The following is an 18,937-nucleotide window of genomic DNA, read 5'->3' as shown; positions in this document are numbered from 1 at the left end:
GGGAGCACGGTGCGCGGGCGGCGGCGCCGCCGGTGCGGCCTAGGTCTTGTTCTTGATTGCCTGGATCCGGGTAATCACGGTAGGGCACGGCAGGTGCTTGAGGACCCCATGCGCTGTGGAACCGAGAAGAAGCCGTTTGATTCCGCCCCTCCCTCGGCTGCCCACCACCAGCATCCTGGCCCCGGCAGCAGCATCAACCAGTGATTCCACCGGGCCCCTTTCTGTTTCCAGCACCCGATGCACCCGCAGGCTTGGGTAGTCCTCGTTGAGCCCCGCCACTGTCTCGGACAAGACAATGCGCTCCTCCTCGGTAATGAGGTCAGCCAGGCTGGTGGACAACAGGCCGGCGTCCGTTACCCGGTCGGGAGCGTTGATGGCATACACCACAGTGAGGTCGTCCCCCTCCCTGTCAGCCTCCGCAGCGGCAAAGGCCACAGCCTGGGTCGCTTCCTTGGAGCCGTCGACGCCCACCACCACGCCGGACCGGCCCTCCAGCTCCTGGGTTCCCACCACCGCAACAGGGACCTTGGACGAGGCCGCAACCTGGAGGGCCCGGTCTGCGAGGGAACCGCCAAGGTGGCCGGTGCCCGAGCCCACCACCACCATGGATGCTTTGCCGGAGTACTTCGCCAGTGAGCCCCCTACGCTTCCGGTGAGCAGCCGGGTGGTAACGCCAATGGGGAAAGCCCCCCGGATACGTCCGGCGGCAGTCTGCAGGAGCTTGTCGCCCGCCTCCTCGAGGACGCCGATCCACGGATACGGTTCAGCCATCCACCGGTCGTCCACGACGTGGAGGATCACCAGTGGCAGGCCGGAGCGCTCGGCCCGGCGGGCAGCCCAGAGCACGGCCGCCTGGCTCTGCGGGGAGTCGTTGGTGGCGACTGCGATCGGTTTACGGGTTGTCATGGCAGGGCTCCCTGTCTTTCTCGGGCGGTGTCCAGTTCAAGACTGGCTCTGTGCCGGCAGGAGATATAGGGCCAAAGGTCATGGCAAGTCGCGCGGGTGGCCACAGGGGGACCTTAGCCACTTCGCCGCCGCAACGCGCCCATGGGAGCCTTCACATAAACCCAAAGGAGCCGCAAGTTGAATAAAGCAGCAGCAGGTACGCCATCCGCGCCCGCCCGGGAACCCATCAGCCGGGAGAGGAACATCCAGCGGCGGGTTGCCTGGGTGCTCACGGCAGTGCTGACGCTTCTGGCATCCGGTGCCGGAATCGCCTCCCCGGGGATCTACAGCGGCCTCATCGAGGAGCCTTACCTTCCCGGAGCGTTCTCGCAGGACGCCATGTCCCTTGGCGCCGCACTGGCGCTGCTGGCCCTTGCCTGGGCGGCCGGGGGATCCAGCCCAAAGCTGGAAATCATTGTCCTGGGCCTGCTTGGCTACCTCGCCTATGCCTACGGCATCTACATCATTGAACGCGTCTATAACTGGCTCTACCTGGTCTACATGGCCATCTTCTCAATCGCCGTCTGGGCACTGGTGTACCAGGTGGCCGCCTTGTGCCGCGGGACGGCCCGGGTGCACCTGCCCAAACGCGTACGGCTAGCGTCAGCGGCGGGGGCGCTCCTGCAACCGCTGATGTTCTATCCGTTGTGGATCGGCATGCTGGTACCGCTCATGGCAGCCCGGCAGAAGATTGAAACCATCTACTCGGTCTTTATCCTGGATCTCTGCTTCATCATGCCGGCCTTCCTCATCCTCGCAGTTGCGGCCTTCCGGGGGAGGACGCCTGGGGTGCTGCTGCTGCCGGCCGCCTATGTGCTCGGCTTTGCCCTGATCCTGTCCCTTGCTGCGGCGGAGCCCGCCAAGGCGCTGTTCGGCGCACGGTTCGACCCCGCAGCCTTCTGGTCCTGGCTGGCATTGTCGCTGCTGTTCCTGGTCCTCGGAGCCCTGCATCTGAGCCGGTTGCGCATAGTCCAGGTCCGGGGCAAGGGAAGCCAGGGAGGTTAGCGCCCCCACTGTTTCGTCAGTATGCTTACTATTGTCCGCTTAGCCTGTCCACGCGACGTTGGCTGTTCAAGAGAAAGGCATCACCATGACGGAACAGAACCTCCCTGACGACAACCTTGAGGTTGTCCGGGATGACGACGTGCTTCTTGATGAGACTCCCGGCGCGGCTGCGTCCTTTGAACTCGACCCTGTTAAGGGCGCGCCGGACAGCTACCCGGGTGCGGCGGAAAACAATCCGGACCGCTGGCAGGAGGATCCTCTACTCCAGGACGAGGCGGTCTCCGGGGAAGAAGAAGATTTCATTAGCGAGCAGGCATTCCGGGACGACTCAGCCCAGGCACGGTACGCGGCCGATGACCGCCAGGATGTTCCGGTGACGCCCACCTTGGGCGAGGCCGTTGCGGACGTCGACTTCGGGGAGAATCCGGGCGGGCCTGAGTCTGAGGGCAGCGACGACACGGAGAACTTTGGCGGGTCCCCGCTCAGCGAGTTCGAGCCTGACGACCTGGAGCGTTGAGGTGTGCGGCCCTGACCGCGCGTTCATTCTTGGGACGAAAGACTCTGGCGGCGCGGCCGCGCGGGATGGATCCTCGAAGCAGGAGCAGGGCGGGGCCGCATGAGGTGAGGAGGCAGGGATGATGTTTTGGGACGGCAACATGGGCGCCTGGGGCTACATCCTGATGGTGGTGAGCTTCATCTTGTTCTGGGGTGCAATCATCGCCGCCATCGTCGTTTTTGCGCGCTCCATGTCGGTCAGCAATCGCAGGGATGGCGGCGGAGCCCACAGCACCGGCAGTGCGGAGCAACTGCTGGCCGAGCGCTTTGCCCGCGGTGAAATAGACGAGACGGAATATTCGGCCCGCCTCGCGGCACTCCGCCGCGCCCGCGGGGCCTGACCAGCCGCCGTGCCCGGTTTTCCACGGCCGGATCCATGGATGTGCAGCTCGTAGCCCGTGTGCTCCTCCTCCGGGCCGCCATGCGGCGACGGGACCGCTGGAGCCCCGCCCGGATCGCCGCGCACCAGGAACGCGCCCTGCGTCAACTCCGGACGGCGGCTTATGCCGGGTCCGGGTTCTACCGGCGCCATCACTCAGGGCTGCATAGCGCTCCGCTTGCCCAGTTACCGCCTGTGACCAAGGCTGACCTGATGGGCCACTTCGACGAGGCCCTGACCGCACGTGACCTGAGCCTGGCGGAGCTGGAACAGCGCCTCCGGACCCTGGCATCGGAGGGCGGCGATCCGGGCTTGCCCTGGAGGGGCCGCTGGTGGGCCGCGGCGACGGCCGGGACCGCCGGTCCGCGCGGAATATTCGCGTGGAGCCGTCCGGAATGGGCGCAGGTGCTGGCCTCCTATGCCCGCGCCAATGATTGGGCCGGAATAGCGGCGGGCCCCACCCGGCCGCTGAAAATGGCGCTGGTAAGCTCGCGCGTCCCCACCCACCAGTCCGCCGTCGTTGGAGCTTCCCTGCGATCGGGCCTGGTCCCCACCCTCCGCCTGGACGTGACCGCGCCCCTGGACGAAACGGTGGCGGCACTGAACGGGTTCCAGCCCCGGGTGCTGGTGGGCTACGCCTCAGCGCTCCGCCCACTGGCGGCTGAACAGTTGTCCGGACGCCTGAAGATCTCTCCCGAGGCCGTGATGTCGGCCTCGGAGGTGCTCACTCCGCACGCGGCCCAGGAACTGGAACAGGCCTGGGGGAGCGCACCCTTCGATGTCTACGCCGCCACGGAGACGGCTGGTATCGCATCGCCGTGCGCCTACCGGAACCGGCATGTCTACGAGGACCTGCTCATCATCGAGCCAGTGGACCGGGAAGGGGTTCCGGTGCCTCCCGGGACAGCGGGCGCGAAGCTCCTGGTCACCGTCCTGTTCTCGCGGACGCTGCCGCTGATCCGATACGAACTGTCCGACAGCGTGGCATTGGGCCAGCGGGGCTGCCCCTGTGGGCGTTCGTTCATCCGGATGGAGGACATTGAAGGCCGGCTGGAGGACGTGCTGGAACTGCCAGGCAGGGCGGGCATCGTCAGCATTCACCCGATCGTGTTCCACCACGTCCTGGACCAGGCTGCGGCCTCGGGTTGGCAGGTGGTTCAGGAACGCAGCGGTCTGCGGGTACTCATCGCAGGGTTGGCGGCGGGAAGCACTCCGGCGGGCATCCAGGCGTCGGTGGCCGGAGCCCTGACGGCGGCCGGAGTCACGAATACCCCGGTATCCGTGTCAGTGGTGGACCAGCTGGAACGGACCCCACTGGGCAAAGCCCCCTTCGTCCGCCGCCTCAAGCGGTAAGCCTGGGCAGCGTGCCTGCACGCCAGACCGCCCGTCCACGAGGAAGTAGCCGCCCGTCACGAAATGATGGCTTTCCTTTACTGGAAGCCGGCCAGCCAATCGTCGGGACCGAACACTTCATACTGGATGTCCTTGGGCGGAACGCGCCGGGCGATGAGGCCCCTCCGCACCCACTTCGTCGCCCACCTTCACGTCGTTGTGGAGGAGGTTGGACATTTCGCCGTCAGGCGCCCCCTGCCCGTGCACCCGCTTGACAGCGAAGGGGCGGTGCCTGCCGTCGTTGGCACGCGTAGGGCTGTACTGCCGGGGGCTGGTGGACCCCGTCCTTCATAAGCATCCTGATGGTGACGTACAGCCCGGGCAGGGAAGGCTTCACCTCCCTCTCATCAACACGCTCCACGGCGAAAGTGACGACGTCGTCCGTCTCCTGGACGCTCGGCCACCCGCCAGGTGCGCCAGATCGTCCCACGCGCCAGGTGCACGGCGTCGAAGAGACCACCCCACTGCCGCTGGTAGGGGCAATTGCCCGTTGTTCCGGCCCGGGATCTCCCCCGACGAGCGGGCTGCCCGGCGTCGGGGCTTCGGCTTTCCCCCTTCGTGCGGGGAGAGTAGCCTTGGATGACCGTTAGGAAGCATGCGGCCGCCACAGCAGATTGGATGACATCTCCAGCATCCCGGAGGGGTGTGCGGTGGCCGCCTAAATCCGTTGTCCTTTCCCACGGGCTACCGGTCCCCCCGCACCTGGCACCTCCGCTGCTGGGCATCCCTGCGACGAGGCCCAAGATCCAAATTGGGAGGAGTTTCAATGGATACAGGGGCCGTCCTGGCCTTCATCGGAGGTTATGTTGCGGCAGCAGTAGGGGTATTCCTCCTGTATTCGCCGGTTATTGTCCTGGTGCTCGCGTTGCTGGTTACGGCGGGCCTGCTGCGGCTTTTGGCCTGGCCCTTCCTCTACCTGGTCCGCAAATTGCGCCGGAAGCCTGGTCCGCCGCAGGACGGATCGTGGCTCCTCCACTGAGCCAGCACCATTCCCCAAGGCTCTTCCGCTGCTTCCCCCGGCTTCAGCCAAACTGCGCTAAAATGATAAGCAGGCTGATGAATATCGGTTGGCAGGATCAACACTGAAGGAGTTTCACATGAACTTGGGAAGCATGATCAGGAATGCCGCTGGACGATTCTCCGGCAGGACCGGGACCGCCGGAACACCGCGCCGGACCGGACTGAACGCCACGGGCCGGGCGGCCGGCACAACGGGGGCCGCAGGAGCCAGGCCCGGTGGCGTGGCCGGCAAAATCATGGGGATGCTCCGGCGGCGCTAGGCCGTCCCGGCAACCATAAAAAGCAGGTCCCGGACTCGTCCGGAACCTGCTTTTTGGTCCCATCTGCCATGCGTGAACTCACCATCCTGGGTACGGCCTCCCAGGTCCCCACCCGGACCAGGAACCACAACGGCTACCTTCTGCGCTGGGACGGGGAGGGCTTCCTCTTTGACCCGGGCGAGGGAACACAGCGCCAAATGATCCATGCGGGCGTCCCGGCCAGCCAGATCACCCGCATCTGCCTTACCCACGTCCATGGAGACCACTGTTTTGGGCTGCCGGGAGTGTTGTCCCGTATGGCCCTGGACGGCGTGGCGCACCCCGTCCACCTCCACTACCCGTCATCCGGCGAGGACGTGGTCCGCGCCCTCGTGTCCGTCAGTTCACCGGGAATCGACCTCAGGCTGCAACCCCACGGCGGAAGCGGTGCGGTGTCCGAAGGCCTGGACGTCCGGCCGCTGAAGCACCGCATCGAGACCTACGGCTACCGGCTGGCGGAACCGGACGGCCGCACCCTCCTGCCGGAGCGCCTCGCCGCAGCAGGAATAGCGGGCCCCGCGATCGGCCGCCTGCAGCGCGACGGGAACCTTGCCGGCGTCCGCCTCAACGACGTCAGTATTCCGCGGCCAGGCCAGCGCTTCGCTTTCGTGATGGACACAGCGCCCTGCCCGGGCGCCGAAGAGCTGGCCGACGGCGCCGACCTCCTTGTTGCGGAGGCCACCTTCAGCGATGACGACGCCGGGCTTGCGCGCCAGTACCGCCACCTCACCGCCGGGCAGGCAGGGGAACTTGCTGCGGGGGCGGGCGCTGGGACCCTCGTGCTGACGCATTTTTCCTCGCGGTACGGCGACGACGCCGGACCGCTGGCGGCCCAGGCCAGGGCCCGCGCGGGGGACACCACCGTCATCGCCGCGCAGGACCTGCAGCGCGTGCCCTTTCCCCGGCGGCGCACCTGGCCCGGGACCCGCTCCACTGCGCCTGAACAGTCCACCGCGCGTGAACGGTCCACTGCACCGGAACCCTCCGCTGCACCAGGGCCACGCCATTCAACAACCCCTGGAGGTCACCCATGAACGCCGCTTCCGACGAACTGCCCGGTGTCACCGCCCACGGCAAGGAACCCACCCTCACCCGTGTGCCTGGCCTGCCGGCGTCCGACGTCGCCGGTTCTGCCGTCCACCGCCGGACACACGGCGGAGATAGGGTTAACCCATGACTGCTGCAGCAGAATCAACTGTCGCCTTCGAAGGCCGTTTTGCCCGCGAACTAACCGAGCTGGCCGTTCCGTGGCAGGCGGAGGAAGCGCCGGATCCCGAGCTGCTGGTCCTCAATGACTCCCTGGCCGAGGAGCTGGGGCTGGCGCCCGACTACCTGCGGACGCCGGAAGGTGTGCGCCTCCTGCTGGGCAACTACGTTCCGCCCGGCGCCACCCCCGTTGCGCAGGCATACGCAGGGCACCAGTTCGGCGGCTACTCGCCACTGCTCGGCGACGGCCGGGCGCTGCTGCTGGGCGAACTTGTTGGCGAGGGCGGGCGCCTGCGGGATGTGCACCTGAAGGGTTCCGGCCGCACACCTTTTGCCCGTGCGGGTGACGGCCGTGCCGTCATCGGGCCCATGCTGCGGGAGTACCTGGTCAGTGAGGCCATGCATGCCCTGGCCATTCCCACCACGCGCGCCCTCGCTGTCGTGGCCACGGGACGGCCGGTGCGGCGGGACACGATGCTGCCCGGTGCAGTCCTGGCCCGGGTGGCCAGCAGCCACCTCCGGGTAGGCAGCTTCCAATACGCCCGGGCCACCGAGAACATGGACCTGCTGCGCCGCTTGGCGGACCACGCCATCAGCAGGCACCACCCTGGGGCAGCCCGCTCGGAACACCCCTATCTTGCACTGTTCGAGGCAGTGGTGGCTGCCCAGGCAGACCTGGTGGCCAAGTGGATGCTGGTGGGCTTTGTCCACGGGGTCATGAACACGGACAACATGACCATCTCCGGGGAAACCATCGACTACGGGCCCTGCGCTTTTATGGACGCATTTGATCCTGCCGCCGTGTACAGTTCCATCGATGTGGGCGGCCGCTATGCCTACGCGAACCAGCCCGTGGTTGCTGAGTGGAACCTGGCCCGGCTCGCGGAGGCCATGCTGCCGCTCTTCAACGAAGACCAGGAACAGGCTGTCGGCCCCGCCGTGGAGGCCCTGGGCAAATTCCGCGGCCAGTACAGCGATGCCTGGTTCAACGGCATGAAGGCAAAGATTGGATTGCCGGCAGGCTTGGCCGGGACGCCCGAAGGGGACGCGGCGTCGGACCTGGTGGACGGCGTGATCGGCCTGCTGAAAGATGGGCCGGTTGATTACACGCGGTTCTTCCGGAACCTTGGCCAAGCGGCCCGGGGCAATTCCAGGACTGTCCGCGGTATGGTGCTGGACCTCGCGGCTTTCGACGCCTGGGCTGAACGCTGGACCGCGTTGAAGCCCGACGCCGAACTCATGGACAGCGTGAACCCCGCCTACATCCCCAGGAACCACCTGGTGGAGGAAGCGCTGGCCGCCGCCACCGAGGGGGATCTTGGCCCGTTCAACCGGATGCTTGAGGCTGTCAGGTCCCCGTTCCGGGAGCGCGAGGGGCTGGAACGCTACACGGAGGGACCGCCCGAGGACTTCGGCAAATACCTGACCTTCTGCGGCACCTAGCGGCTGCGGGGCAACAGGACGCCCAGGAGGCTTCACCGGAAATGGACAGGGGCGGCAGCCGGTAAACCCGGCTGCCGCCCCTGTGTGCACGGCGGGCCTGCCGCTACTAGCAGGACGTGCCGCTGCCGCTGGTTACGCTACGCGGACAAAGGATGCGCCGCTCAGCCAGCTGATGGAGTGCACAGCGGTCTGGTTGCCGTTTACGCCGCCGCTGACAACCTGGCCGTCACCGGCGTAGACGCCCACATGGCCGGCGGTGATCACCAGGTCACCGGGGGCGGGGGAGCCCACGGTGGAGCCGTACTGGTAGAACTGGCCGGGGGCCAGGTCGCCTACGGACTTGCCAACAGAACGCAGGGCCTCTTCAACCATGGCGGTGCAGTCCTGGATCTGGCCCACCTGGCTGTAGGCGTTGGCCAGGATAGCTGCGCCGGTGCCCGTACCGGTGCTGGCGGACGCGTAGGACAGGTTCATCCCCGTGTTGGCAGGTGCGGTGGCAGCAGCGGTCTGGACCGGAGCCGGTGCCGGTGCGGCGGCCGGAGCCGCCGGGGCGTAGCCTGCAGCCGGGATCTGGATCTGGTCGCCGGGGTAGATGACCGCAGAAATGGCCAGTCCGTTGGCGGTCAGGACATCGTTGAGGGTGACGCCGTAGGCGGCCGAGATGGCGCCGAGTGTGTCCCCGGATACAACCGTGTGGACGGTACCGGCTGCGGCGGCGGGGGCAGCAACTGCTGCTGCCGGCGCGGCAGAGGCCTGGACGTTAGTGGTCTCGGTGGTGTCCGGACCGGTCACACCGGCGTGCGCCGGGGCGCCGACGCCGAAGGCAATGCCGGATGCGGCTGCCACGGCGAGTGCCGGGCGGCCCAGGGTCCTGGCTTGGGACTTGGCCGAAACGGCCAGTCCTTCGAGGATGATGGAGCGGGCCGGAGTCGCGCGGTGACGGGCGGTGGTGGAATTTTTTGACACAGTAGATCGCCTCTCCCATGCCTGCGGGGTGAGCTGTCGGGTTCGGGTTGGAGATACCCGGCCGGGAGCAACTCCGAAAAGGAACGGAGGCGCTAGCGACTTAACCCCAAGGCCTCAAAGAGGCCGTGGAAACTTGGTTCCCCCGTCCCTGCCAGCTGGAAAGCGATTGGTTCCCGGGTCAGCGGCAGGGCTCGGCAAGCTGAGGGGAATGTCCCGTGTGGGAGGGACACCTGAAGACCATAACCCGGCCCGGCTCCGATTGTCACATTTGGGTAACATGCGAGGCCGTCCTCTCGGTTTACGCCATCGAATCGACTCTTCCTTCCTCCGGCGCTGACCTCGGAAGATGCGGGCGGTACGCCGAAGGAAGATGGAATCGTCACAGAGTCATAAACCCTGGGGCGGATGACCTTGCCGTGGACCGCCTTTGGAGGTTCCCTTCGTGGCCGGCCCGGGCGCTCAGCTCGGATGTAATGGGGAGTGTCTCCGCTGTATAACGATGCAGGCCGCTCATCCTTAAAGTGAAGGTTGAGGCCGGTAAGCTTCGGAACTATGTCGCGTTTCGTTACACATGCCCGGCACGTCCTGCCGGGGGTACTGTTGGCCGCCGCCCTCGCCGGCAGTGTTTGGCTGTCTCCCGCCGGCGCGGCAGAAGGCCTTCCGCCTGGTGATTACCCCTCGTGGGAGGACGTGCAGCGGGCCAAGCTGACCGAGGCCGGTACGGCAGCGGAGATCGGTAGGATCACCGGCCTTTTGGACGGGCTGCAGGCGCAGTCGGAGGCGTTGGGCACCGCAGCCGTGGCGTCCGCCGCCGAGTCCGCAGCGGCTGACGCCGTCCTGGCTGCGTCCACCGCAAGGGTAGGGGCCCTGGCGGAACAGGCGGGGCAGGCCAACGCCGAACTCGTCCGCCACAATAGGGACATCGGAGCCTTGGCCGTCCAGTCCTACAAGACCGGCGGCACGAACATGGGGTTCTTCGTGGCGCTGGACGCGATCGAGAACAACAACGTGCACGGGCTCAATCTGGTCCAGCTGGTGGGCGGCAAAACGGCGGGGCTTGTGGACAAGGCCGCCGCCGCGGGGAGGATCACCGCTTCTTTGGCCGACCAGGAGAAGGCCGCCCGGGCCGAGCGTGAACGGCTGGCCGGCGAGGCGGCGGAGAAGCTTGCGGCGGCCCGCTCGGCCCAGGAAGCCATGGCCCGCCAGCTTGCCGAGGAGCAGCAGCGCAGCGAGGAACTGACCGGGCAATTGGCGTCCCTGAAGGGCACGACGGCGGCCGTTGAGGCCGAATTCCGGCGCGGCCAGGCTGCGCTGGCCACATACCAGGCGGCGCAGGACGCGAAGCGGGCGGCGGCCGAGGAAGACGTGCGACGACGGGCGGCCGCAGCCGCCGCGGCGGCAAAGGTGCAACCTTCCGCCGCTCCCGCTCCGGCGCGTCCGGCTCCTGCCCAGCCGGCACCCCCAAACCCTCCAGCCGGTAACCCTGCGCCGGCGAATCCTGCCCCGCCTGCCCCCGCTCCGCCGCCCGCCGCACCGCCCAGCCCGCCCGCCGTCGTCGTTCCCTCTGCTCCTGCAGGTGCGGTCAACGATCCTGCCGGCGCCAAGAGCTACGCCTCGGGCAGGCTGGGGGCCGACGGCTGGGGATCGGACCAGTTCCTCTGCCTTGCCCAGCTGTGGACCAAGGAATCGAACTGGCTGACCACGGCCACCAACCCGTACTCCGGGGCCTACGGCATTCCACAGGCGCTGCCGCCGGGCAAATACTCCAGCGCCGGCAGTGACTGGCTGACCAGCTACCGTACGCAGATCGAGTGGGGCCTGGGCTACATCCGCGAGCGGTACGGCTCCCCGTGCTCGGCGTGGAACCACTCCGTAGCCAAGAACTGGTACTGACACCGCGCTAGGCTTTTCCCATGCCTGATTTCGAAAGGTTCCGCGTCCTCCTCGAGGAGGAACGGAAGCGGAAGGTGGCTCTGCTCCCGGCGCTCCGCGCCGACATTGCTTCGGCCAACTCTGCGCGCCAGGATTCGAACGTTGACGACGAGCACGATCCAGAGGGGTCAACCATTGCCTTCGAGCTGTCCCAGGCTGCTGCGCTGCTGAAGCAAAGCTCCGCCGGCCTTGACCAGGTGGAGGCCGCCCTGGACCGGATAGCTGCCGGCACGTACGGCATCTGCGCGGTCTGCGGGGAAACGATTGCCGAGGGACGGCTGGAGGCCAGACCCTGGACACCGTTCTGCATCCAGCACGCGGCCGCGGGACGAGGGCGATGAGCGGCGCGCCGGACTCGGTCACGGCCGCCGCGGGGTTCATCGACCGCACCCTGCAAAATGAGGGCGCCTGGTACCGCGCGGACGACGTCGAGGCCCGGCTGGGCGGGGTGCTGGCCTCCTACGGATCCTCCGTGGGCGCTGTGCGCGGAACAATCCGGGACGCCTTGCGGAAGTTCAAGGAATTGGACCACGATGCCGTGGTCCTGCTGGCGTCCGCGCTGTGGGGCCGGCCCCAGCCCGGCGGCAGGCCGGTTTTCGAGCGCCGGCTGGCGGCCGTGGTGCTCCTGCAGTCGAGGGCCGGCCTCCTGCTGCACTCCGACCTGACCCGGGTCGAGGGCTTCCTCCGGTCCGCCGGAAGCGCCGAGTTGGTGGATCCCCTGCTGTCCGACGTAGTGTTGCCGCTACTGGCTGGACTGACAGGACGCGACCGGCAGCGGGCAGGGGTGGTCCTTGCGAGGTGGAGCCGGGATCCGGACCAGCGGCTGCGCCGGGCTGCGGCCTTCATTGAGCAGCAATCCAGCCCTGAAACCCCGCACAAAGGAGACAGCTATGAATGATCCCTATGACCTGGAACGCTTCGTGTCAGCCCAGGACAGCGGCGCAGGGGAGGGCGGGACCTTCGGGCAGGCATTGGCTGAGTTGCAGGTGGGCAACAAGACTGGCCACTGGATGTGGTTCATCTTCCCGCAGCTCGCCGGCCTGGGGCAAAGCCCCACCTCCCGGAAGTATGCCATCACATCGCTTGCCGAAGCCCGGGCGTACCTGGAACACGAGGTCCTGGGCCCGCGGCTCCTGGAGTGCGCCCTGGCGCTCACCAACCACGCCGGGCGCACCGCCGAGGACATCCTGGGCGGCATCGACGCCAGGAAGCTGCACTCGTCCATGACCCTGTTCCTCCGCGCGGCGCCCGGCGAAACGGTGTTCAAGACCGTCCTTGCCCAGTTCTTCGACGGCCAGCCGGACGAAGCCACCGACGCCCTGCTTGCGGAGCAGGACCAGGACTGACCGCTACGGCGTGGGGCTGCCGCCATTGACGTTCAGGGTTTCGCCCACCACATAGCTGGACTCCGGTGACGCGAGGAAGACGTAGGCCGGCGCGAGCTCGGCGGGCTGGCCTGCCCGGCCCAGCGGGGTGGACTGCCCGAATTCCGGCAGTTCCTCCTTTGGCTGGCCGCTGCTCACCTGCAGCGGGGTCCATATGGGCCCCGGGGCCACGGCGTTGACGCGGATGCCCTTGGGGGCCAGTTGCTGCGCCAGCCCCTTGGTGAAGTTGTTGATGCTGGCTTTGGTAGTGGCGTAGTCCAGCAGTGTGGGGGATGGGTTGTACGCCTGGATGGAGGTGGTGTTGATGATGGTGGATCCCGCTGGCATATGCGGGAGGGCGGCTTTCGTCAGCCAGAACATCGCGTACACGTTGGTCTTCTGCGTGTGGTCGAACTGCTCGTCGCTGATGTCGGTCAGCTCCTCCTGCGCCACCTGCTTCCCTGCGTTGTTGACCAGTATGTCCACTCCGCCCAGGACTGCCACGGCGGTGTCCACCACCTCGCGGCAAACGATGGGGTCCTTCAGGTCGCCGGGAACCTTGACGGCCTTGCGTCCGGCCGCCTCGATGATCCCGGCGATGCGGGCAGCATCCTCCTCCTCTTCGGGCAGGTAGGAGAGCACTACGTCGGCGCCCTCCCGGGCGAAAGCTATGGCGGTTGCGGCGCCAATCCCGGAGTCCGCGCCGGTTATGATCGCCTTCCGCCCTTCCAGCCGGCCGGTGCCGCGGTAGGTGTCCTCGCCGAGATCGGCCTTGGGCGTGAGCTCCGCATCCAGCCCCGGCTCGGGCTGGTGCTGCTCGGGCGGCGAAATTTTCCCGTAGGCGGTCACCGGATTGCGGAAGGTGTACTGGTCTGTCATGGCGGTCCTCCTGTTGCTCGGTCGGAAGGAAAAGCTAAGCATGCTTACCGTTCCAGCCTAGGCAATAGGGCGTGCCCTGCCAACCCGCTCCCCGCGGACCCTCTTGCGATGCGCCTCAACCGCGGGGAACCTCCACCAGCCGGACCTCGGCCAGCCGGCCGGCATCCACCACGGCCGTCATGTAGGTGCACGCCGGCTGGCGGCGGCGGTCGGTGGGGGAGCCCGGGTTCAGCAGCCGCAGGCCGCGAGGGGTGGTGGTGTCCCAGGGGATGTGGCTGTGGCCAAAGACCAGGACGTCCGCTTCCGGGTACAGCACTTCACAGCGTGCCTCACGTCCCTTTGCCTGGCCGGTTTCGTGGACCATCGCAAAGCGGACGCCCTCGAGGGTGGCCGTTGCGGTTTCCGGGAGCTGCCGGCGCAGTTCGGGGCCGTCGTTGTTTCCGTAAACGCCCAGCAGTGAGCGGCTCCGCTGTTCGAATTCCGCCAGGAGGGATGCCGCCACCCAGTCGCCGGCGTGAAACACCACGTCGGCGCTTTCGACGGCGGACCACAGCTGGGCGGGGAGCGTCCGGGCCCGCTTGGGGACATGGGTATCGGCAACGAGCACAAGGTTCAACGGCATGGCCAAGATCCTGCCATGGCGCGGGCACTTTCCCCGCCGGGGAGGCAGTCGTAATCTGGGGCTGGGAGGTGATTGCCATGGAGGCAACGCAAGGCGACCGCATCATCGTCCATGGAAGGACCGTGGGAGCCACGGACCGGCACGGGGTGATCCTGGAGGTGCGGGGCCAGGGCGGTACGCCGCCCTATCTGGTCCGCTTTGATGACGGACACGAAACCATCATGTATCCCGGTGGTGATTTCGCCGTCGAACGCGGGCATGCGAACCAGGCCTGACTGAGGGCAGGCGTGGCTGACGGCAGGCCTGGGAGGTGCACCGCATCCACGGCACCTGTCAGACTGGAGCGATGGATCATTTTTCGGCTTCCACCGCGTCCTCAGCCCCGCCCGTCCGCACCGGTCCCCGGGACCCCGGCGACGCCTGGGTCGAAGGGGACCGCGGCCGCTACTGGGGGCGGTTCGGTGCGGCCGGAGTGCTGGCGTACGATCCGGACAAGGGTGTGCTGCTGCAGCACCGGGCTGTCTGGAGCCACAACGGGGGCACATGGGGGCTGCCCGGCGGGGCGCTCCATCACGGCGAGGAACCCGTCACCGGCGCGCTGCGGGAAGCCTTCGAGGAAGCCGCCGTACCCGCCGGCAATGTCGAGGTACTCTTCACGTCCTTGTTTGACGTCGGTTATTGGTCCTACACCACGGTGGTGGTCCAGGTCAGGGAGCCCTTCGACCCGGTGATCAGTGATCCGGAAAGCCTCGAATTGCGGTGGGTGCCCCTGCCCGACGTGGCAGCGCTGGAACTGCACCCGGGTTTCGAGGCATCCTGGCCCGCCCTGCGCGAACGGCTCGGAGCCTAGTAGTCCGGACCGTACTCGGCGTGGACCAGGATGGGGAGGTGGTCCGAGTTTCCGCGGGGAAGCGTTTCGACGCTTTCGATGTCCAGGCCCAGCGACGTCGCAAAATCGAAGTGGCCCTTGAACACCTTGTACCGGGTGTAGGTGCGCCTGTTGCTGAGCGACAGGGCATAGCCGGAATTCTTCATGTGCATGTCCAGGTTCTTCGTGAAGAACGGATAGTTGAAGTCTCCCACCATGAGGGTCATCAGGCCCTTGCCCATGCTGAGCAGCTCAGCGTGGGCGGCGTGGATCTGCTTCCGCCGCAGCGAGTTCGACGCCGTGAGGGGCGCGGCGTGGAACGAGCCGATGACCAGTTCATGCTGCGTCTCGTTGTCCATCACCCGGGTGCCGATCAGGCGTTCGTGGGCCGGGGCCAGGACCCGGTCATGCATTGACTTCTTGAGCGCGAACGACTGGGTGTCCAAGGCAGTGAAGCGGCTCATGCGGTAATAAATGGCGAGCCCCAGCCGGTTACCTTTCGTGGCATCCGCCAGGTGGAGCGGCCCCAGCGTTTCGGGGAGGTCGCTGGAATCCACCTCCTGGAGGCAGAGCGCATCAATGTCATGGTTCCGCGCCAGTGCGAGGAGTTCACCGCTCGCCTTGTGCTTGCGGAGGTTGTAGCTGATGACACGCATGGAACACCTCTTCCGAGGGTTGCTGACAGGACCAGTTCCTGAGTCTAGTCGGATGAATCCTGTCAGGCTCCAACATTTCGCCGCGTCCGGCGAAGTCCCCCCGGTCGGTGGTCCAGTGCGGCGGTTCCGGCGGGGCCCGCGCGGCCGACCGGTGGAGTGAGTCCGGCCCCGGCGGACGGCAGATAGAGTTAAGGCCAATTCACTGAGTATGACCGGAGGGCCCGCGTTGACTGCAGACTTGCCTGAACTGGCCGAGGGAAGCTTCTACTACCAGGACCTGGGCGGGGGACGCTTCTGTTCCACCATCCATGCCCAGGGCGCCTGGAACGTGCATGAACAGCACATGGCGCCTGCGTCAGGCCTGATGGCGGACAGCCTGGAACGGCATGAGCCCCGGGAGGAGATGCGGATGGCGCGGATCAGCTACGAGATCCTGGGCCTCATCCCGGGCGGCGCCTTCCACATCGAAACCACCACCCTGCGGCCGGGGAAGACCATCGAACTCCTCCAGGCGGAACTGGTGGCGGGCGGGCGGACGGCGATCCGCGCCACCGCGTGGCGGCTGGCCACCAGCGATACCACGGGCGTGGCGGCCATCGAGGACACCCCAATTCCCGGTCCGGAGGACTGCAAGCCCTACGACGGCGCGTCCGTCTGGCCGGGCGGCTACATCCGCTCGCTCGAAATGCGGGTGGCGGAAGGGCACCGCCCGGGTGCCGGGAAGGTATGGCTCCGGACGGACCACCCTCTGACGGACCGCGCCAACAGCGGCGACCTTGCCCGGCTGATGGGAATGGTGGACACTGCCAACGGCATCGCGGCGCGGGTTCCCCCGGGCAAGGACAGCTACGCCTTCCCCAACCTGGACCTGCAGATCCACATGTACCGCCGCCCCGAAGGGGAATGGCTGGGCCTGGACAACGCCGTGTCGTTCGGCGGGGACGGGATTGGCCTGACGTCCACCGTGCTGCACGACCTCAAGGGTCCGTTCGGGCGTGCGGAGCAGATCCTCACGATCCGCAGGACCTGACGCTGCCGCCCAGACCGGCGCCACGGCTGCGGACGGATCCTGGATACCCCTAGCTCTTGGCCTGTGTCGTTGAGTATCGTTGTATATCGTTCACGATTCACAGGAGGGCAACATCATGCGTGGTCCGTATCCATCCGGTGGCTTCGGGGGGAGCAATATTGACGGCATGTGGCAGGCCGTCGAGGAACTGCGTTCGCGGTTCGAAAAGCGTGCGGGAACCCGCGCCGGCAAAGGCGAGGTCCGCGCTGCCGTACTGGCCCTGCTGGCGGAGCGGCCAATGCACGGCTACCAGATCATCCGCGAAATCGAGGAGCGCAGCAACGGCAGCTGGAAGCCAAGCGCCGGCTCCGTCTATCCCACACTGCAGCTGCTCGCGGACGAGGGCACCATCAGTTCCGAGGAGTCCAACGGCCGCAAGATCTATTCGCTGACCGAGGCCGGCCGTGAGGAAGTGGCGCACGACCATGCCGCGGCGGCCCCCTGGGAATCAGTGGGCTCCCAGGCCGGCGGTTTTGCTGCCCTGCCCAAGGCGGGCGTGGAACTGGCCCAGGCGGCCGCCCAGGTTGGCCGTACGGGTTCACCGGAACAGGTGCGGCAGGCGGTGGCAGTGCTCGACGAGGCACGGCGCAGGCTCTACTCGATCCTCGCCCAGGACTGACGCGGGTGGCGCCTGTCCACCGGGACCGTCCCGCCCCGGTACCCGGCGCCGGAGACACCCGTGCCCGCTACCGCCGTATCCTTCGCTTTGCCGCGTGGAACCTGGCGGTGACGTGGTGGTTTGAGCTTTTCCTCCCGCGGATCGGACTTGCCCGCATCGCCGGACGGACACGTTCGCAACGGATGCAGGGCTTCGCCCGGAAATTCCGCCTGCTGGCGGTGGAACTGGGCGGTCTGATGATCAAGGTGGGACAGTTCCTGTCCTCCAGGCTCGACGTCCTTCCGCCGGAGATCACCAAGGAGCTTGAGGGCCTGCAGGACGAGGTTCCCCCGGTTCCGTTTCCCGCGATCCGCGCCCTTGCGGAGCAGGAACTCGGGGCACCGCTTGAGCAGGTGTTCGCCTTCGTGGAGGAAACACCGGTCGCGGCGGCCTCGCTGGGGCAGGCGCACCGCGCCCGCCTCCTGCCTGCCGACGCCGCCGATACCGGACTCGCCGATGTGGTGCTGAAGGTGCAGCGCCCGGGCATCCAGGACATTGTCGACGTCGACCTGGCGGCCCTGCGCAAGGTGGGAGGATGGCTCAGCCGCATCCGTATGGTTTCCAGCCGGGCGGACGTCCCGGCCTTGGTCGAGGAGTTCGCTCAGACAAGCTTCGAGGAGATCGACTACCTTCACGAGGCGGTAAATGCCGAGCGCTTCGACGCCGGGTTTGCCGGTGACGGCAGGGTCAGCGTGCCCCGCGTCGCGTGGGAGCGGACAACCCGGCGCGTCCTTACCCTCGAAGATGTCACGGCCATCAAGATCACCGAGGCCAGGGCGCTCCGTGCCGCCGGCATCGATCCGGCCGAAGTGGCCCCGGTGTTCGCGTCAGTCATGTTCGACCAGCTGTTTACCACCGGCTTCTTCCACGCGGACCCGCACCCGGGCAACATTTTCGTCACCCCGGTTTCCACCGGCTCCGGGGAACACCCCTGGAAACTGACGTTCATCGACTTCGGCATGATGGGCGAGGTCACCGCCTCCACGCGCAGCGGATTGAGGAAGCTCCTGATTGCGGCCGCCGCCCGGGACGGCAAGGGGCTGGTGGCGGCGATCAACGACGTCGGCGTATTGGTGCCGTCCGCTGACAGGCAGGAGCTGGAAAGGGCCATGATCCACCTGTTCGCCCGCTTCGGCGGGATGGGGTTCGCTGAACTCCGTGAAGTGGATCCCAAGGAATTCCGCGATTTCGCCGTGGAGTTCGGTGACGTGGTCCGCTCCCTGCCGTTCCAGCTCCCGGAGAATTTCCTGCTGATCATCCGGGCGATGTCTCTGACGTCCGGAGTCTGCAGCTCGCTTGATGAACGTTTCAACCTGTGGGACTCGGTGGAACCGTACGCGGCCCGGCTGCTGCGTGACGAGCGCGGCAACCTTGTGCAGGACGCGGCCCAACAGGCCGTCGAGGCCGCGGCGATCGCCCTGCGCCTGCCGAAACGCCTGGACGCCCTGGCGAGCCGCCTCGAGGAAGGGTCCCTCGCGGTGGCCAATCCCCGCCTTGAGCGGCAGCTCGCCCGGCTGGACCGCAGGGCCCGGCGCTCGGCGTCGGCCCTTGTTTTTGCTGCCCTGCTCGTCGCCGGCGCCGTGGTGCGGGCAGACGACCTTGTCCTGGGCAGCGTCCTCATGGCCGGTTCAGTGGTCCCGCTGCTGCACGGGCTTTGGGCAGGCCGCCGCGGCCTGTGA

The 18,937-nt window shown here is 67.2% G+C and carries 23 protein-coding genes, 1 pseudogene and 1 riboswitch; of the genes and pseudogenes, 18 read left to right on the top strand and 6 right to left on the bottom strand.

The window, feature by feature from the left end; all coding sequences use genetic code 11:
* Positions 1–39: 39 nt before the first annotated feature.
* On the bottom strand, positions 40–906 hold the full coding sequence (locus tag FHJ30_RS11125; protein WP_139029368.1) for a universal stress protein: 867 nt from the start codon (positions 904–906) through the stop codon (positions 40–42).
* A gap of 177 nt (positions 907–1,083) precedes the next feature.
* Between FHJ30_RS11125 and FHJ30_RS11120 the strand changes: the two genes are divergently transcribed.
* The 4 genes from FHJ30_RS11120 to FHJ30_RS11105 all read left to right on the top strand — a co-directional run bounded on the left by FHJ30_RS11120 (position 1,084) and on the right by FHJ30_RS11105 (position 4,237).
* Positions 1,084–1,950 carry a hypothetical protein gene (locus FHJ30_RS11120; RefSeq protein WP_240793672.1) on the top strand — a complete coding sequence of 289 codons (867 nt, stop codon included), beginning with the start codon at positions 1,084–1,086 and terminating at the stop codon, positions 1,948–1,950.
* An 85-nt stretch (positions 1,951–2,035) separates the two neighbouring features.
* The gene (locus tag FHJ30_RS11115; RefSeq protein ID WP_139029367.1) at positions 2,036–2,467 is read left to right on the top strand and encodes a hypothetical protein; all 432 of its coding nucleotides are present in this window, start codon (positions 2,036–2,038) and stop codon (positions 2,465–2,467) included.
* Positions 2,468–2,585: 118 nt separating this feature from the next.
* Entirely contained in the window at positions 2,586–2,846 is a 261-nt protein-coding gene (locus FHJ30_RS11110; RefSeq protein WP_139029366.1) for an SHOCT domain-containing protein, read from the top strand.
* A 233-nt stretch (positions 2,847–3,079) separates the two neighbouring features.
* Positions 3,080–4,237 carry a phenylacetate--CoA ligase family protein gene (locus tag FHJ30_RS11105; RefSeq protein ID WP_240793671.1) on the top strand — a complete coding sequence of 386 codons (1,158 nt, stop codon included), beginning with the start codon at positions 3,080–3,082 and terminating at the stop codon, positions 4,235–4,237.
* Positions 4,238–4,354: 117 nt separating this feature from the next.
* Here FHJ30_RS11105 and FHJ30_RS21670 read toward each other — a convergent pair.
* Positions 4,355–4,498, bottom strand: a pseudogene (locus FHJ30_RS21670) (hemin transporter); the annotation flags it as partial.
* Between the two features lie 544 nt (positions 4,499–5,042).
* Between FHJ30_RS21670 and FHJ30_RS11095 the strand changes: the two are divergent.
* From FHJ30_RS11095 to FHJ30_RS11080, 5 genes are all read left to right on the top strand, one after another.
* Positions 5,043–5,255: a hypothetical protein gene (locus FHJ30_RS11095; protein WP_139029364.1), complete on the top strand. Its 213-nt coding sequence runs from the start codon at positions 5,043–5,045 to the stop codon at positions 5,253–5,255.
* Between the two features lie 118 nt (positions 5,256–5,373).
* Complete coding sequence (locus tag FHJ30_RS11090; protein WP_139029363.1) at positions 5,374–5,556, top strand: hypothetical protein; 183 nt, start codon at positions 5,374–5,376, stop codon at positions 5,554–5,556.
* Between the two features lie 68 nt (positions 5,557–5,624).
* The gene (locus FHJ30_RS11085) at positions 5,625–6,629 is read left to right on the top strand and encodes a ribonuclease Z (RefSeq protein WP_139029362.1); all 1,005 of its coding nucleotides are present in this window, start codon (positions 5,625–5,627) and stop codon (positions 6,627–6,629) included.
* On the top strand, positions 6,626–6,772 hold the full coding sequence (locus FHJ30_RS21370) for a hypothetical protein (protein ID WP_171058995.1): 147 nt from the start codon (positions 6,626–6,628) through the stop codon (positions 6,770–6,772). Before FHJ30_RS11085 ends, FHJ30_RS21370 begins: the two co-directional genes overlap by 4 nt.
* Positions 6,769–8,244, top strand: coding sequence for a YdiU family protein (locus tag FHJ30_RS11080; protein ID WP_139029361.1), 1,476 nt, complete (start codon positions 6,769–6,771; stop codon positions 8,242–8,244). The genes FHJ30_RS21370 and FHJ30_RS11080 overlap by 4 nt, the downstream gene beginning before the upstream one ends.
* Positions 8,245–8,376: 132 nt before the next feature.
* Here FHJ30_RS11080 and FHJ30_RS11075 read toward each other — a convergent pair whose 3' ends face one another.
* The gene (locus FHJ30_RS11075) at positions 8,377–9,210 is read right to left on the bottom strand and encodes a LysM peptidoglycan-binding domain-containing protein (RefSeq protein ID WP_139029360.1); all 834 of its coding nucleotides are present in this window, start codon (positions 9,208–9,210) and stop codon (positions 8,377–8,379) included.
* A gap of 3 nt (positions 9,211–9,213) precedes the next feature.
* Positions 9,214–9,407, bottom strand: a riboswitch (cyclic di-AMP (ydaO/yuaA leader).
* Positions 9,408–9,762: 355 nt separating this feature from the next.
* On the opposite strand from FHJ30_RS11075, the gene FHJ30_RS11070 reads away from it, so the two are divergent.
* The 4 genes from FHJ30_RS11070 to FHJ30_RS11055 are packed head-to-tail and all read left to right on the top strand — an operon-like array spanning position 9,763 to position 12,488.
* The gene (locus FHJ30_RS11070; protein ID WP_139029359.1) at positions 9,763–11,103 is read left to right on the top strand and encodes a lytic transglycosylase domain-containing protein; all 1,341 of its coding nucleotides are present in this window, start codon (positions 9,763–9,765) and stop codon (positions 11,101–11,103) included.
* Between the two features lie 20 nt (positions 11,104–11,123).
* Positions 11,124–11,483 carry a TraR/DksA C4-type zinc finger protein gene (locus FHJ30_RS11065; protein WP_139029358.1) on the top strand — a complete coding sequence of 120 codons (360 nt, stop codon included), beginning with the start codon at positions 11,124–11,126 and terminating at the stop codon, positions 11,481–11,483.
* Positions 11,480–12,040 (top strand): DNA alkylation repair protein, encoded by a 561-nt coding sequence (locus tag FHJ30_RS11060; protein WP_139029357.1) that lies wholly within the window; start codon positions 11,480–11,482, stop codon positions 12,038–12,040. The genes FHJ30_RS11065 and FHJ30_RS11060 overlap by 4 nt, the downstream gene beginning before the upstream one ends.
* The gene (locus FHJ30_RS11055; protein WP_139029356.1) at positions 12,033–12,488 is read left to right on the top strand and encodes a DUF1810 domain-containing protein; all 456 of its coding nucleotides are present in this window, start codon (positions 12,033–12,035) and stop codon (positions 12,486–12,488) included. Before FHJ30_RS11060 ends, FHJ30_RS11055 begins: the two co-directional genes overlap by 8 nt.
* Positions 12,489–12,491: 3 nt before the next feature.
* Here FHJ30_RS11055 and FHJ30_RS11050 read toward each other — a convergent pair whose 3' ends face one another.
* Positions 12,492–13,385, bottom strand: a complete 894-nt coding sequence (locus FHJ30_RS11050; RefSeq protein ID WP_139029355.1) for a glucose 1-dehydrogenase — start codon at positions 13,383–13,385, stop codon at positions 12,492–12,494.
* Between the two features lie 115 nt (positions 13,386–13,500).
* Positions 13,501–14,007 carry a metallophosphoesterase gene (locus tag FHJ30_RS11045; protein ID WP_171058994.1) on the bottom strand — a complete coding sequence of 169 codons (507 nt, stop codon included), beginning with the start codon at positions 14,005–14,007 and terminating at the stop codon, positions 13,501–13,503.
* 77 nt (positions 14,008–14,084) lie between these two features.
* On the opposite strand from FHJ30_RS11045, the gene FHJ30_RS11040 reads away from it, so the two are divergent.
* Positions 14,085–14,282 carry a DUF1918 domain-containing protein gene (locus FHJ30_RS11040; protein ID WP_104999751.1) on the top strand — a complete coding sequence of 66 codons (198 nt, stop codon included), beginning with the start codon at positions 14,085–14,087 and terminating at the stop codon, positions 14,280–14,282.
* 71 nt (positions 14,283–14,353) lie between these two features.
* On the top strand, positions 14,354–14,857 hold the full coding sequence (locus FHJ30_RS11035; protein ID WP_139029354.1) for an NUDIX domain-containing protein: 504 nt from the start codon (positions 14,354–14,356) through the stop codon (positions 14,855–14,857).
* Here FHJ30_RS11035 and FHJ30_RS11030 read toward each other — a convergent pair.
* Positions 14,854–15,531 carry an endonuclease/exonuclease/phosphatase family protein gene (locus tag FHJ30_RS11030; protein WP_139029353.1) on the bottom strand — a complete coding sequence of 226 codons (678 nt, stop codon included), beginning with the start codon at positions 15,529–15,531 and terminating at the stop codon, positions 14,854–14,856. The genes FHJ30_RS11035 and FHJ30_RS11030 overlap by 4 nt on opposite strands.
* Before the next feature lie 226 nt (positions 15,532–15,757).
* Here FHJ30_RS11030 and FHJ30_RS11025 point away from each other — a divergent pair, with 226 nt between their 5' ends.
* From FHJ30_RS11025 to FHJ30_RS11015, 3 genes are all read left to right on the top strand, one after another.
* Positions 15,758–16,561, top strand: a complete 804-nt coding sequence (locus FHJ30_RS11025; protein ID WP_139029352.1) for a thioesterase family protein — start codon at positions 15,758–15,760, stop codon at positions 16,559–16,561.
* A gap of 115 nt (positions 16,562–16,676) precedes the next feature.
* Complete coding sequence (locus FHJ30_RS11020; RefSeq protein ID WP_139029351.1) at positions 16,677–17,219, top strand: PadR family transcriptional regulator; 543 nt, start codon at positions 16,677–16,679, stop codon at positions 17,217–17,219.
* A gap of 5 nt (positions 17,220–17,224) precedes the next feature.
* On the top strand, positions 17,225–18,937 hold the full coding sequence (locus FHJ30_RS11015; RefSeq protein WP_139029350.1) for an AarF/ABC1/UbiB kinase family protein: 1,713 nt from the start codon (positions 17,225–17,227) through the stop codon (positions 18,935–18,937).

The organism is Arthrobacter sp. BB-1, from assembly GCF_006151685.1.
Lineage (GTDB): Bacteria > Actinomycetota > Actinomycetes > Actinomycetales > Micrococcaceae > Arthrobacter.
The sequence above is the reverse complement of the archived record's forward strand: the minus strand, read 5'-3'. Positions and strand labels throughout refer to the sequence as shown.

Bases quoted from the DNA above. Each gene is read 5' to 3' on its own strand.
- FHJ30_RS11045 (WP_171058994.1), bottom strand. From the start codon at position 14,007: ATGCCGTTGAACCTTGTGCTCGTTGCCGATACCCATGTCCCCAAGCGG.
- FHJ30_RS11125 (WP_139029368.1), bottom strand. From the start codon at position 906: ATGACAACCCGTAAACCGATCGCAGTCGCCACCAACGACTCCCCGCAG.
- FHJ30_RS11085 (WP_139029362.1), top strand. From the start codon at position 5,625: ATGCGTGAACTCACCATCCTGGGTACGGCCTCCCAGGTCCCCACCCGG.
- FHJ30_RS11050 (WP_139029355.1), bottom strand. From the start codon at position 13,385: ATGACAGACCAGTACACCTTCCGCAATCCGGTGACCGCCTACGGGAAA.
- FHJ30_RS11080 (WP_139029361.1), top strand. From the start codon at position 6,769: ATGACTGCTGCAGCAGAATCAACTGTCGCCTTCGAAGGCCGTTTTGCC.
- FHJ30_RS11065 (WP_139029358.1), top strand. From the start codon at position 11,124: ATGCCTGATTTCGAAAGGTTCCGCGTCCTCCTCGAGGAGGAACGGAAG.
- FHJ30_RS11095 (WP_139029364.1), top strand. From the start codon at position 5,043: ATGGATACAGGGGCCGTCCTGGCCTTCATCGGAGGTTATGTTGCGGCA.
- FHJ30_RS11090 (WP_139029363.1), top strand. From the start codon at position 5,374: ATGAACTTGGGAAGCATGATCAGGAATGCCGCTGGACGATTCTCCGGC.
- FHJ30_RS11070 (WP_139029359.1), top strand. From the start codon at position 9,763: ATGTCGCGTTTCGTTACACATGCCCGGCACGTCCTGCCGGGGGTACTG.
- FHJ30_RS11030 (WP_139029353.1), bottom strand. From the start codon at position 15,531: ATGCGTGTCATCAGCTACAACCTCCGCAAGCACAAGGCGAGCGGTGAA.
- FHJ30_RS11110 (WP_139029366.1), top strand. From the start codon at position 2,586: ATGATGTTTTGGGACGGCAACATGGGCGCCTGGGGCTACATCCTGATG.
- FHJ30_RS21370 (WP_171058995.1), top strand. From the start codon at position 6,626: ATGAACGCCGCTTCCGACGAACTGCCCGGTGTCACCGCCCACGGCAAG.
- FHJ30_RS11020 (WP_139029351.1), top strand. From the start codon at position 16,677: ATGCGTGGTCCGTATCCATCCGGTGGCTTCGGGGGGAGCAATATTGAC.
- FHJ30_RS11060 (WP_139029357.1), top strand. From the start codon at position 11,480: ATGAGCGGCGCGCCGGACTCGGTCACGGCCGCCGCGGGGTTCATCGAC.
- FHJ30_RS11035 (WP_139029354.1), top strand. From the start codon at position 14,354: ATGGATCATTTTTCGGCTTCCACCGCGTCCTCAGCCCCGCCCGTCCGC.
- FHJ30_RS11040 (WP_104999751.1), top strand. From the start codon at position 14,085: ATGGAGGCAACGCAAGGCGACCGCATCATCGTCCATGGAAGGACCGTG.
- FHJ30_RS11115 (WP_139029367.1), top strand. From the start codon at position 2,036: ATGACGGAACAGAACCTCCCTGACGACAACCTTGAGGTTGTCCGGGAT.
- FHJ30_RS11055 (WP_139029356.1), top strand. From the start codon at position 12,033: ATGAATGATCCCTATGACCTGGAACGCTTCGTGTCAGCCCAGGACAGC.